Source organism: Bacillus sp. 2D03 (genome assembly GCF_003946765.1).
Taxonomy (GTDB): Bacteria; Bacillota; Bacilli; order Bacillales; family Bacillaceae_G; genus Bacillus_A; species Bacillus_A cereus.
Genome location: NZ_RPSJ01000006.1, coordinates 12,231 through 24,921, shown reverse-complemented (window position 1 = coordinate 24,921; position 12,691 = coordinate 12,231). Strand labels below are relative to the sequence as shown.

Below are 12,691 nucleotides of genomic sequence, written 5' to 3'. Positions count from 1 at the left end.
ATTATTTAACCCCTACCTTTACTCGCGGCTGTACGAAAGGCATCATTTCACGTAATTTACGTCCAACTACTTCGATTTCATGTTTATTCTCTTTCTCATTTGTCGCATGGAAATTTGGTCTTCCTGCTTTATGTTCTGCAATCCATCCTCTTGCAAATGTACCATCTTGAATTTCTGCTAATACTGCCCCCATCGCTTTCTTCGTATCTTCAGTAACAACGCGTGGTCCTGATACGAAGTCTCCCCACTGCGCTGTATCAGAAACTGAATATCTCATATTTTCAAGTCCACCTTCGTACATAAGGTCAACGATTAGCTTCAGTTCATGTAAACATTCAAAATATGCAAGTTCAGGCTGATATCCCGCATCAACTAACGTTTCAAACCCAGCTTTTACTAGCGCAGTTACTCCGCCGCAAAGCACAGCTTGCTCTCCAAATAAATCTGTTTCTGTTTCTTCTTTAAATGTCGTTTCTAATACACCAGCTCTCGTCGCTCCAATCCCATCAGCATAAGAAAGTGCCTTTTCAGTCGCAACTCCTGCTGCATCTTGGTATACTGCAAATAATGCAGGAACAGCTCCGCCCTCGACGAACGTACGGCGTACGAGATGCCCCGGTCCTTTTGGGGCTACTAGAAATACATCTACATTAGCTGGTGGTTTTACTTGACCAAAGTGAACATTAAATCCATGTGCGAACACGAGAGAGTTTCCAGCCTGTAAATTTGGTGCAATTTCAGCTTCATATACTTCTGGTTGTAATTCATCAGGCAGTAGAATCATTACTACATCAGCTTTTTCCGCTGCTTCTGCTACTGTATATACAGAAAATCCATCTTCATTCGCTTTATCCCAAGACTTACCTTTTCTTAAACCTACTACTACATCAAATCCGTTATCACGTAAGTTTTGCGCATGCGCATGACCTTGCGAACCATATCCAATGATTGCTACTTTCTTTTCTTTTAATACATTTACCGTTACATCTTTCTCATAATAAACTTTTGTCATTTTCATTTCCCCCTATATTTAAATGATTATTGAATTAACATAACTTGCTTATCTTGTTTTTTCATACTACGCGTAAATGCTGTTACACCTGTTCTAGCAATTTCTTTCAGACCGTATGGACGAAGTAATTCGATTAACGCTTCTACTTTATCTTGCGTACCTGTTACTTGCACAACTATGGAATCCTTCCCAACATCTATTACAGCGGCTCGAAACGGTTCAATTAAACTATATAATTCTGCTCTTGCTACTGATGTTGCTACTTTAATAAGTGCAAGTTCTCTAGCAATCATCGCTTCTTCTGTAATATCTGATACTTTCAGAACATCAATTTGCTTATGAAGTTGTTTAATTAACTGCTCCACTTGCTGTTCATTTTCAACGTGTACAACAATCGTCATCCGCGATATGTCCGATGATTCCGTATGACCTACTGAAATACTTTCAATATTAAAATGTCTTCGTGTCATAACCCCTGTAATTCGGTTTAACACACCACTTTGATTTCGAACTGTCGCTGTAACAATTCTCTTCACCTTTTTTCCACTCCCTCCATTTGGTGAACACCTTTCCCTGGCGCAACCATCGGCATTACCTTTTCTGATTGAAGTACACGGCAATCAATTACGACTGGTCCTTGTAATTCAATCGCCTGCTGTATTTGCTTCTTTGCAAGAAGTGGATCCTCTATGCGAACTCCTTTTATGCCATACGCATTCGCAAGAGCGACGAAATCTGGTTGACACGACAATAAAGAGTGCGAGTATCTTTGATTATAAAATTCATCTTGCCATTGTCTTACCATTCCTAAAGCTTCATTATTTAAGATAAATACTTTAACAGGCAACGAGTGTTCTTTTAACACACTTAATTCTTGCAAGGTCATTTGAAATCCGGCGTCACCGACAATTGCAATAACTAGTTCCTCAGGCTTTGCAATTTGCGCACCGATTGCTGCTGGAAATCCGAACCCCATCGTTCCTAATCCACCAGAAGTTACCCATTTATCTGGATTTTTCAGCGGATAATATTGCGCTGCCCACATTTGATGTTGCCCAACGTCTGTTGTTACAATCGCTTCTCCCTTCGTAATTTCATATAACATATCAATTGCGTATTGAGGCTTAATACTTTCAGAGTTTCTTTTATAAGAGAATGGATATTGTTCTTTTCTCCCCTTTAATAAAGTGATCCATTCATGATGATTTTCTTTTCCCCCTTCTGGTTCAAGTAATACTTCCAATGCCCGCTTAGCACTTGCAACAATAGGAATTTCAGTCGGCACATTTTTCCCGATTTCTGCTGGATCGATATCGATATGTGCAACAGTAGCCCCTTTAGCAAAATAAGCTAAATTCCCTGTAAGCCGATCATCAAATCTCGCACCTACATTAATGAGTAAGTCACATTCATATAACGCCATATTGGCTGTATAAGAACCGTGCATTCCTCCCATTCCTAAAAATAGTTCATCATCTGGTGGAAAGCCACCGAGACCAAGTAATGTATGCACAACAGGAATTTCATATTTACGAGCAAAACTTGTCAATTCTTTCGAAGCTTTCGCATGCAATATACCCGCTCCAGCTAAAATTAACGGTTTTTTTGCGGTTTCAATTACTTTGAGTAATTTGTTTATTTGAAGTAGATTCGGTTCATAATTAGGGTTATATCCTGGTAAATCCATTTGTACATTGCTACATCGCTCACCTTTCTCGACTACCATATCTTTCGGAAGGTCAATAACGACTGGTCCTGGTCTTCCTGTTTTAGCAATATGAAATGCTTCTTTAATAATTCGAGGTAAATCTGAGGCCTTTCGCACTTGATAGTTATGTTTTGTCACTGGCATCGTAAGTCCCATAATATCTGCCTCTTGAAAAGCATCGCTCCCAATTAACGTTGTTGCTACTTGGCCTGTAAATACTACAAGTGGCAATGAATCAATCATTGCATCAGCTAGACCCGTAATTACATTTGTAGCACCTGGTCCACTCGTTGCAATTACAACCCCTGGATGCCCTGTAATTCTGGCATATCCTTCAGCAGCGTGAATTGCCCCTTGCTCATGCCTTGTTAAAATATGCGGAATTTCACAATCATACAATGCATCATAGAGAGGTAAAACGGCACCACCCGGATAACCGAAAATCACTTCTACCCCTTCCTTTTCTAGCGCTTCTAACAATAGCTGTGCACCAGTTGCCAGTTTCTCTTCCGTTTTTGAAGACATTGTTCTTATAAGCCCCCTTTTTCAAACTTTTATACAATAAAAAAATCCTACGTCCACACTCCAGCTATGTGCTGAAGGGACGAAAGATTTCGCGGTACCACCCTTCTTCGCAAGAATACTCTTGCCTCAGTGATCCATAAATGGATCTAGCTAATAACGGAGCTACCGTCTAAGCCTAGACAAATGCTTTAGCTTAGCACTCAAGGGCGATGTTCGTCGACGTGAACCATCGGTTTTCAGCAACCACCGACTCTCTGTGAGGCTTCACAATCAACTACTCCTCCCTATCAACGCTTTCTTATGTTAAAAAAGTTGTTATCCAACTTTATTTTCTTCGTAAATTTTCTCTCCATCTTCTACAACTAACTTACGAAACTCTTCTAATAAACGGTTCGTATGTGGACCTGTTTGCCCTAAGCCAATCGTTCTACCATCTACTGTCGTAACAGCAATCACTTCAGCAGCTGTTCCTGTTAAAAACACTTCATCAGCTACATATACATCATGTCTTGTAAATAACTCTTCTCTTACGTCATACCCAAGTTTTTCGCCGATTTCTAAAATAGCGTTTCGTGTAATACCTTCTAACGCTCCAGCAGAACTTGGTGGTGTAATTAATTTATTTCCTTTAACAATAAACACGTTATCTCCTGATCCTTCAGCTACATATCCTTGATCATTTAACATAAGTGCTTCTTGTACTCCAGCTAATTTCGCTTCAATACGAACTAAAATATTGTTTAAGTAATTTAAAGATTTTACTTGAGGGGATAAAACATCGGGACGATTTCGGCGCGTTGCAACTGTTACAACTGGAATCCCTTTCTCATAATATTCTTGCGGGAATAAAGATAATTGTTCTGCAATTACTACTACATTCGGCTTCTTACATGAATCGGGATCCAATCCAAGATTTCCTGCTCCTCTTGATACAACAAGGCGAATGTATCCATTAGATAATTTATTTTGTCGAATCGTCTCAACAACAATATTTGTTACTTCATCTAATGAATATGGAATTTCTAAAAGGATTGATTTTGCTGATTCATACAGCCGGACAAGATGCTCTCTCAAACGGAAAACATTACCGCTATAAACTCTAATTCCTTCAAACACTCCATCGCCATATAAATAGCCATGATCATATACTGAAACTTTTGCCTCATCTTTTGGAACAAATTCTCCATTTAAGAAAATCCATTGCTCATTCACTAGAAGCGCCTCCTATGTTCTATGAATTTTTTATTGTTTCCTAGTTTACTCTCCTTTCTAAATAAATCAAGTGAATTTTTAGAAAATTTATAATTTTTAATCGTACGTACTTCTTTGCTTATACTGATTTAACAACATTGTTAACGTTTACAAAAAAACCAAAAATTTTTTTCGCTAATTTCCACTAAAAAAATATTTGTTTAAAAGAAGGATTTTCATCAATTGATACGAATCTATTGTATTCAATAAACGGACGTCCGATTTTATAAATCTGGGAATATATAACGACTTTTGCTGAAAAAGGGGGGAAATAACAAAAATAGCGCTGTCTAAAAATAACATTCATATTTTTCATTTCGTAATCATAATCCTATTTTTAAAAAACAATTTGTCAAAATAAAGGAGGAAATAAATATGGCGTGTGTACAAATTAAAGGAACGAGACAAGAGGTAGTAGAAATGCTGCAATTATTTGATCTAATGGATACGAAAGGTTTTTGTAAATTCGATAATTACGTAGAGGTAGAACCAAATACGAAAGAACATAATCATTTTATTGCTTCAATCGACATCCATTCAAATACTTCTTCAGCACAAGATACATTAAACGATCAATTCGTTAGTCAAATGCTTACTGGCGTATATAACGACTAAACAAAGATTTACTTCCTACCGTCTTTTCATAAATATATGCAGTGAACTTGAGCATACTAGCAATTAGATGGTAGGAGGTGAGAATTATGGCTAGAATTGGCGTTGAAAACTCATTAACAGACGTTCAACAAGCTCTTCAACAACAAGGTCATGAAGTTGTTACACTTAACTCAGAACAGGATGCACAAGGGTGTGATTGTTGCGTTGTAACTGGGCAAGATTCTAATGTGATGGGCATTGCAGATACATCAATTAAAGGATCAGTCATTACAGCTCACGGTTTAACAACGGATGAAATTTGTCAACAAGTTGAAAGTCGCACTTAAAAAATGAAAGAGGACTCCTTTTAAAAGGAGTCCTCTTTTTTATATTCACCTAACGGGAAAGTAACATATACTGGATGAAAGCCCTACCTCTCTCTCATCATTACGGTTCCACTGACCGCTCCTTGATTCACTAGTATACATATATAGCTTACAAATACAATTTATAGGGTTTGTTCACAAAAGTTGTTGATAAAATTACCCGATCTTTCGCAAACTTTTCGTATTGCATTCATAAGAGATATTTACTTTACACTAGCTGTAACCGAGACACGAATTAAAATTATAACACCAATACAATAACTTGTCAATTTTTTTCGGTAAATTAAAAACAGACATTAACGGTTTGTCTGTTTTAGAATGGAGCTTTTTCTTTTATTACATATACAACAAAGCCGCTTACTAACATAAATAAGCCAACTACTAAGTTTTTGATATTAATCATAAATTCCTCTCCCTTATTCCACACATCATATATATTTACATTTCAATTATTCCGATCATCCTAAAGCGCACTTTTTCTAATATATCATAATTCCTAAAAAATGCAAGTTCACTTTTGACGACCATTCACAAATTTATCTACAGTGCTTGGTACAGTATTTAAAGCCTTTTCAATTAAATGTGTACTGCTGTTGAGATGTAATACTTGCACCCCATTAGAACCAACTACTAAAAAAGCTACTGGACTAATGGAAACCCCAGCCCCGCTTCCTCCTCCAAATGGATGCCCTTGTTTGTTCTCTTTATGCTGATTTTGCCCACCGTTATGTTTTTCAGCAATGAAATCCCCTTTAAAATCACTTCCACCAGCTCCAAAACCAAAAGCCACTTGAGATACTGTTAATACTACATTTCCGTCAGCTGTTGAAACCGGGCTCCCAACAATTGTATTTACATCTACCATCTCTTTTAAATTTGTCATTGCCGTTTTCATTAAATTTTCAATTGGATGTTCCATTATGTATTGCACCCTTTCCTCATTATTCCTTTTTATATTTTCCAAAATAGAGGAAGTCATACTAACTTTTCCTATTTCAAAAAAACATTTTCCTTCTTTTAAAAGATACTACTCCCTGTACATGCTCCGGTATAGTGAAACTTTAATCAGTGGGATGTGTACGTAGCTCGACTCCCACAAATAGCGGGATAAAAAAGAAAAAGAGATACATACTACTATTGAACCTTGTTATGAAAGGAGTCATGACTTTGACTGAGAAATTTGATGATTATAAAAGAAGAGATAGAATAGATAGTGATTATAGTGACTATAAAGAAGAGTACGCCGCTGAGGTTGCACCACAACGCATTGATTATAATTACGATGATAAAGACGATAAAGATGTTGTAAAATCGTCCGCTGCTGGATCAACTGCTGGTTTTATCGCTCTTGCGCTATCTATCTTATCGCTATTTACATTTCCAACACTATTTGGTCTTGTTTCTGTTTTACTCGGTATTTACGCTTATAATCGCGGAGCTACTGTAACTGGCGGTATCGCTGCAGTTGTCGGTGGAATTGCTGCACTTATCGCAATTTTATTCCGAGTAGCACTTATTGGTCTATTGTTCTCCCTGTTCTAAAAAAGAAAAAGGTATCTCGCTTAACGCGGGATACCTTATCCTGTAAACACATCTTCCGATGGATATTTTATTTTTTGTTTTGCTGGTCGCGCTAAAGAGAACACAAGTGTTAATGGTCCAATTAATCCGCAGAACATAACAAACATAATAATACATTTTCCGAATGCCGATAGCTGTGCAGTAATTCCCATCGTTAATCCGACTGTGCCAAACGCTGATATTGTCTCAAATAATAATTGAATAAAGCTGAAGTTTTCTGTAAGCATTAATATGAATACCGCTGCTAAAATAAGTATTTGACTGGCAACAGCAATTGCTAATGCCCTCGTTACTGTCGACATTTTAATTGTACGCTGAAATAAAACAATTTCCTCCTTTTTTCTAAAGAAAGAAAGGACAGATGTAATTAAGATAACAAACGTCGTTAATTTAATTCCTCCACCTGTCGATACACTTCCTGCACCAATAAACATTAAAATCATCGTAAATAATATAGATGATTCTTCCATACCTCCATAGTCAACCGTATTAAATCCAGCTGTCCGCGGAGTAATACCTTGAAAGAAGGAAGCCCATAGTTTTTCATTTAAAGATAAATTCCCTAACGTCTTCACATTATTATATTCCAATACAAAAATTACAATCATTGCTATAACATTTAGCACTACTGTTCCAATAATCATTATTTTTGAGTGAAGTGATAATTTTCGAAAACTGCGACTATACCATATATCAATTAATACGGTAAAACCGAGTCCTCCGATTACAATTAAAGAGCAAATCCCAATATTAATAATGGGATCCCCTACATATCTTGTTAAATTATCTGGCCATAAAGCAAATCCTGCATTATTATAAGATGCAATTACATGAAAAATACTATAGTATAAACCTTTTCCAAAACCAAACTCTGGAATAAAGCGAAACGATAAAAAAATGACCCCAATAAGTTCAATACAAATCGAAAATATAAAGACACGCTTTACTAATTTTACAAGACCACCTATATTGGTTTGATTAAATGCTTCTCCAATTAATAAACGATGGCGTAATCCGATTTTTTTACCTAGTACCCAAACAATTAAAATGGCAATTGTCATAAGACCTAGACCACCTGTTTGAATTAAAAACATAATAACAATTTCGCCAAACATCGTAAATGTACTTGCTGTATCCACTACTCCCAAACCAGTTACGGTCGCTGCTGAAGTTGCTGTAAAGAAAGCATCTACCCAACTAATATGTGCTTTCGTTGCGAATGGTAATTTTAATAACAAACCGCCAACCACAATTAAGCAGAAAAAGCCTAATGCTAATATTTGTGGTGGGTTTAATCGTATAAGACGATTATACAGCCCTTGTTTTTTTGTTACGTTCATATCACTAACTCCCTTATTAAAGTGAAACTTTCCCCTCATAAATAAAAAGCTTTTTAAAAGCCCTTAAATAATTGGGACAAACCTTATATTCTCATAATATAGTTGAGCATAATCTTTTTTTTCATAGATTACAACTTTTATTTATATTCAGATTCCTTTTCGTTTTTATGCTGGAAAACTCTATATCCTAACTCAATATTGCTAGCAATAACAATTTCATATGTACTATTTTTCAAATCCCCATATCTTTCACTCTATGTTCACATAGAGGTCACATCCACCTTTTATAGTATATGTATCGAAGCTGTTCCTCCCTAATTTATAAGACATTCCCCAGTGTCTTTGAATAGCTTCCATCCCTAATTAAATTGACATAAATTGTCCCCTTCCCTTGACCATCTTATAAATGATGGTCTTATTTTTTGTTTGCTCTATCTTTTATTCCACTATTTGTGGGCAATAAACGCCCGATTGGTTAAAGCTAATAATCAACAGGGGATGAACAAAAAACACTCATTAAATTTTCATTTTATTTAAAACTCCCTCTCTCTTTCACTCTATGTTCACACAGAGGTCACATCTACCTTTTATAGTATATGTATCGAAGTTGTTCCTCCCTAATTTATAAGACATTCCCCAGTGTCTTTGAACAGCTTCCATCCCTAATTAAATTGACATAAATTGTCCCCTTCCTTGACCATCTTATAAATGATGGTCTTATTTTTTTGTCTTTCTACCTTTTATTTAAAACTCCCTCTCTCTTTCACCCTATGTTCACATGAGAGTCACACCTACCTTTTATAGTATATGTATCGAAGTTGTTCCTCCCTAATTTATAAGACATTCCCCAGTGTCTTAAAGCAACTTCCATCCCTAATTAAATTGACATAAATTGTCCCCTTCCCTAGACCATCCTATGTGATGGTCTATTTTATTTTCCAAACACAAAATCAGTCTATCTACACTTAAATTAAAACGAAAAATTCAGAAAATATTGTCAAATTAGGTATTTTTTCGGTATAATTACTTTAGAAAGAAATTTTGCAAAAACAAAAGGGGGGATTTTATTGAAACAAACAAAAGCAATCTTAATCGCATTATTCCTAGGTCTAGTTGTTGGACTCACTCTAAATTTAGCTGCTCCATCTATCTTTGAGCCACTAAATCAATATGTGTTCAACCCAATTGGTCAATTATTTATTCGACTTATTAAAATGCTAGTTGTTCCTGTTGTGTTCATTTCTATCGTACTTGGTGCTGCCGGTCTTGGAGATCCGAAACAACTTGGAAGAATCGGTTTAAAATCAATTTCATTCTTTCTCGTAACAACTGCGGTTGCCATCTCTATAGCGGTTACATTTGCACTTATTATAAAACCAGGAGCTGGCGGTAATTTTAAAACAGAAGGTCTTAAGTATGAAGGTGCAAAAACTGAAACATCTTTCGTCGACACATTGTTAAATATCGTACCAGATAACCCAGCAAAAGCCATGGCTGACGGAAACATGTTACAAATCATTGCCTTTGCCGTATTGATTGGACTCGGTATAGCTATTTTAGGAAAACGAGTTCAAGGTATCCATTCATTACTTGAACAGGGCAACGAATTAATGATGTATCTTGTTAATCTCGTTATGAAATTAGCCCCAATTGGAACATTCGGTTTGCTCGCTTCATCCGTTGGTAAAATGGGTCTTGCAGGCGTCGCTGCGATGTTCAAGTATATGATTGTCGTTATGTTAGTACTCATTATTCACGGGGTCTTTGTATATGGCGGCTTATTAAAGGTATTAGCAAAAGAAAGTATTGTTCGTTTCTTTAAACATTTCGGACCAGTAATGGCAATTGGATTTAGTACATCTAGCTCTAATGCATCGCTTCCATTTGCAATGAAAACAGCACAAGATAAGCTTGGCGTTCCAAAAGCGATAAGCTCATTTGTACAACCACTAGGGGCAACTATTAATATGGATGGTACTGCCATTATGCAAGGAGTAGCCACTGTATTTATCGCTCAAGTATACGGAGTTGAACTTACATTACCGCAATTAGCTATGGTCGTATTAACTGCTGTACTAGCTAGTATCGGTACTGCTGGTGTACCTGGTGTTGGACTTGTAATGCTTACAATGGTTTTAAATCAAGTAAATCTACCAGTAGAAGGTATCGCTTTAATTATCGGTATTGACCGTATTCTAGATATGTCTAGAACAGCTGTAAACATTTCTGGGGATGCAATTTGCGCAATGATTGTCGCAAAATCAGAAGAAAAATATAATACGGATCAATCGGCAGCATCGTAAATCAAAAAAGGAGTGAATTATTTCACTCCTTTTTTGATTTACTCCCTTTTTTAGAACGATATTCTTTTCCTTTATTATCATTACCAGTTTCAAATTCAGTGCTAAATTCCTGATTAAATTGGCCGGACTTTGGTGATCCTTGATTACCGCTCCCTTTACTACCGTTACGATTCGTCATATTTCTCCCTCCTTCCTTGTATTAGTAGTATGGCGCTCTATCTTTTTTCATACACATTTTATTTATTAACATCTATTACACACGAAAGAAGATCTCCCATCTATAAGGAAGACCTTCTATTTTATCACGTAAGCGTTTTCTTGTTTATAATCACTTAAATAAGTTTTTTGGAAATTGAAATCATTACATTCATTTCATCTTCTGAAAGTGCAGAGAATCTTTCTTGTAAATATTGTTTTTTCGCATCTTCCATTTTCGCAACTAAATCTTTCCCTTGTTCTGTAATCTCTAAATACACAACTCGGCGATCTGATGTAGAACGTGAACGAGTTACAAAACCTTTATTAATTAATTTTTCTGTAACAGCTGTAATATGACTATTCGACACATTTAATTCATTTGCTACACGCGATACCATTTCTTTATTCGTACGATTTAATATTCTTAGGACGATGAATTCATTCCACGGTATGTAACCACCGAATATTTTTCCGATATCATTACGCAACGTGCGAAACATAGCAAACACATTTGTCGATAGTTCTTCCATTAATTGCTCTCGATTTTGAGACAACATTGACAGCTCCTTTTATTTCATTTAGTTAAATAAAAACCTTATTAATAATTTTACATGAAATCTTACTTTTTGTCACCTTATTTTCCCATAATTCGTAGTTTTTTAATATGTATTTCATGATAAAATGAAGTCAACTTCCAGAAAAAGGGGTATTTTAATGCATGAGGAGGATAGGTTCTCAAATCTCAGCCTAAAAGATAAAACAATTATCATTAGTATTATTGCTCTTTTTCTCATTATAGTTTTTACATTTATATTTTTTGTATATGTAGGAATCTTTCAAATTACAGGTATAGCGTATAGTTCACGTACTGCTTTACTTCTCTTTTTTCTATTAATCACTTTCTTAGATGGTATTACATTATTTATTTTCAGTTTCTTCAAAGCGCTGCTATATCCATTAACTCAAAACATGCCAAATTGGATTTCTCTCACTCTTTTCTCATTCATTGAAATTACACTAGATTGGTTCGTCATTCATACTGCTGATGATTGGATAGAAAGCGTACAAATGTCCAACTTAACTGAATTATGTGTCGTACTATTCTTTTTTCTATTAAATAAATTATTAAGTGACAAGAAAGAGTAAGAATACAAGCTTTTCTATATAAAAGTTGGTACAATGAAAGCAAATCTTACTAAAGAGGTGTTAATTATGAACTTACAACAATGGGCTGATAAAGGTATGTCCTTTGATACATATGTGAATGAAATGCAAGTAAACCAATACGAGCTACTACACATTTACAATAATTTTTTAATTCCAAATGAATTACTTCCTGTATTAGAAGAACGTCAAAATGATGGCTGGCGTGTTATCGTATTAACTGCTGATTGGTGTGGCGATGCTCTTTTATGCGTACCTGTTATGAAACGAATTTCTGAAGTTGCAAATATTGATATGCGTTTATTAATTCGCGATGAAAACTTAGAATTAATGGATCAATATTTAACAAATGGAACAGCACGTGCGATTCCAATCTTTATTTTCATTGATAAAGATGGAAATGAACAAGCCGTCTTTGGACCACGCGCTCCAAAAGTACAAGAATTAGTAACTTCAATGCGCGCTACATTACCTGAAAAAGAAGATCCAACATTCGAAGAAAAACAAAAAGAAATGTATGCTAATTTCCGTGCTACATTAGCTGATGATACTTCTCTTTGGGAACATGTAATGGAAAACATGATAGAAAAATTAGTAAAATAAAAACCTGCCGAGCTCGGCAGGTTTTT

15 protein-coding genes and 1 other annotated feature are annotated in these 12,691 nt (G+C 35.7%); of the genes, 6 read left to right on the top strand and 9 right to left on the bottom strand.

Features of this window, described 5'->3' with window-relative positions; translation table 11 throughout:
• Window position 1: 1 nt before the first annotated feature.
• From ilvC to ilvE, 4 genes are all read right to left on the bottom strand, one after another.
• Window positions 2–1,018: a ketol-acid reductoisomerase gene (ilvC, locus tag EBQ15_RS14815; RefSeq protein ID WP_001999424.1), complete on the bottom strand. Its 1,017-nt coding sequence runs from the start codon at window positions 1,016–1,018 to the stop codon at window positions 2–4.
• Between the two features lie 20 nt (window positions 1,019–1,038).
• On the bottom strand, window positions 1,039–1,548 hold the full coding sequence (gene ilvN, locus EBQ15_RS14810; RefSeq protein ID WP_000822946.1) for an acetolactate synthase small subunit: 510 nt from the start codon (window positions 1,546–1,548) through the stop codon (window positions 1,039–1,041).
• Window positions 1,545–3,245: an acetolactate synthase large subunit gene (gene ilvB, locus EBQ15_RS14805; RefSeq protein WP_000095835.1), complete on the bottom strand. Its 1,701-nt coding sequence runs from the start codon at window positions 3,243–3,245 to the stop codon at window positions 1,545–1,547. The genes ilvN and ilvB overlap by 4 nt, the downstream gene beginning before the upstream one ends.
• Window positions 3,246–3,317: 72 nt before the next feature.
• Window positions 3,318–3,545 (bottom strand) — a binding site (T-box leader).
• A 15-nt stretch (window positions 3,546–3,560) separates the two neighbouring features.
• Window positions 3,561–4,457 (bottom strand): branched-chain-amino-acid transaminase, encoded by an 897-nt coding sequence (gene ilvE / locus EBQ15_RS14800; RefSeq protein ID WP_001005486.1) that lies wholly within the window; start codon window positions 4,455–4,457, stop codon window positions 3,561–3,563.
• A gap of 414 nt (window positions 4,458–4,871) precedes the next feature.
• Between ilvE and EBQ15_RS14795 the strand changes: the two genes are divergently transcribed.
• Window positions 4,872–5,111, top strand: coding sequence for a DUF3911 family protein (locus tag EBQ15_RS14795; RefSeq protein WP_000752512.1), 240 nt, complete (start codon window positions 4,872–4,874; stop codon window positions 5,109–5,111).
• Between the two features lie 86 nt (window positions 5,112–5,197).
• Complete coding sequence (locus EBQ15_RS14790) at window positions 5,198–5,437, top strand: YkuS family protein (RefSeq protein ID WP_000101022.1); 240 nt, start codon at window positions 5,198–5,200, stop codon at window positions 5,435–5,437.
• 352 nt (window positions 5,438–5,789) lie between these two features.
• Here EBQ15_RS14790 and EBQ15_RS14785 read toward each other — a convergent pair whose 3' ends face one another.
• On the bottom strand, window positions 5,790–5,879 hold the full coding sequence (locus tag EBQ15_RS14785) for a hypothetical protein (RefSeq protein WP_000608227.1): 90 nt from the start codon (window positions 5,877–5,879) through the stop codon (window positions 5,790–5,792).
• A gap of 108 nt (window positions 5,880–5,987) precedes the next feature.
• Window positions 5,988–6,455: a GerW family sporulation protein gene (gene ytfJ / locus EBQ15_RS14780; RefSeq protein ID WP_001999427.1), complete on the bottom strand. Its 468-nt coding sequence runs from the start codon at window positions 6,453–6,455 to the stop codon at window positions 5,988–5,990.
• A 188-nt stretch (window positions 6,456–6,643) separates the two neighbouring features.
• Here ytfJ and EBQ15_RS14775 point away from each other — a divergent pair, with 188 nt between their 5' ends.
• Window positions 6,644–7,018, top strand: coding sequence for a hypothetical protein (locus EBQ15_RS14775; RefSeq protein WP_000136550.1), 375 nt, complete (start codon window positions 6,644–6,646; stop codon window positions 7,016–7,018).
• A 35-nt stretch (window positions 7,019–7,053) separates the two neighbouring features.
• Here EBQ15_RS14775 and EBQ15_RS14770 read toward each other — a convergent pair whose 3' ends face one another.
• Complete coding sequence (locus tag EBQ15_RS14770; RefSeq protein WP_001103324.1) at window positions 7,054–8,397, bottom strand: TrkH family potassium uptake protein; 1,344 nt, start codon at window positions 8,395–8,397, stop codon at window positions 7,054–7,056.
• A gap of 1,067 nt (window positions 8,398–9,464) precedes the next feature.
• On the opposite strand from EBQ15_RS14770, the gene EBQ15_RS14765 reads away from it, so the two are divergent.
• Window positions 9,465–10,700, top strand: a complete 1,236-nt coding sequence (locus tag EBQ15_RS14765; protein ID WP_000814809.1) for a dicarboxylate/amino acid:cation symporter — start codon at window positions 9,465–9,467, stop codon at window positions 10,698–10,700.
• A gap of 22 nt (window positions 10,701–10,722) precedes the next feature.
• Here the strand turns inward: EBQ15_RS14765 and EBQ15_RS14760 are convergent, their stop codons facing one another.
• Both EBQ15_RS14760 and EBQ15_RS14755 read right to left on the bottom strand, forming a co-directional pair.
• A complete protein-coding gene (locus EBQ15_RS14760) occupies window positions 10,723–10,878 on the bottom strand; it encodes a hypothetical protein (protein WP_000184928.1) in 156 nt (51 codons plus the stop codon).
• Between the two features lie 154 nt (window positions 10,879–11,032).
• Entirely contained in the window at window positions 11,033–11,452 is a 420-nt protein-coding gene (locus tag EBQ15_RS14755) for a MarR family winged helix-turn-helix transcriptional regulator (RefSeq protein ID WP_000081432.1), read from the bottom strand.
• Window positions 11,453–11,612: 160 nt separating this feature from the next.
• On the opposite strand from EBQ15_RS14755, the gene EBQ15_RS14750 reads away from it, so the two are divergent.
• Both EBQ15_RS14750 and EBQ15_RS14745 read left to right on the top strand, forming a co-directional pair.
• A complete protein-coding gene (locus EBQ15_RS14750) occupies window positions 11,613–12,044 on the top strand; it encodes a regulatory YrvL family protein (RefSeq protein WP_000544068.1) in 432 nt (143 codons plus the stop codon).
• Between the two features lie 33 nt (window positions 12,045–12,077).
• Window positions 12,078–12,665 (top strand): thioredoxin family protein, encoded by a 588-nt coding sequence (locus tag EBQ15_RS14745; protein WP_001999429.1) that lies wholly within the window; start codon window positions 12,078–12,080, stop codon window positions 12,663–12,665.
• The last annotated feature ends 26 nt before the right edge of the window (window positions 12,666–12,691 follow it).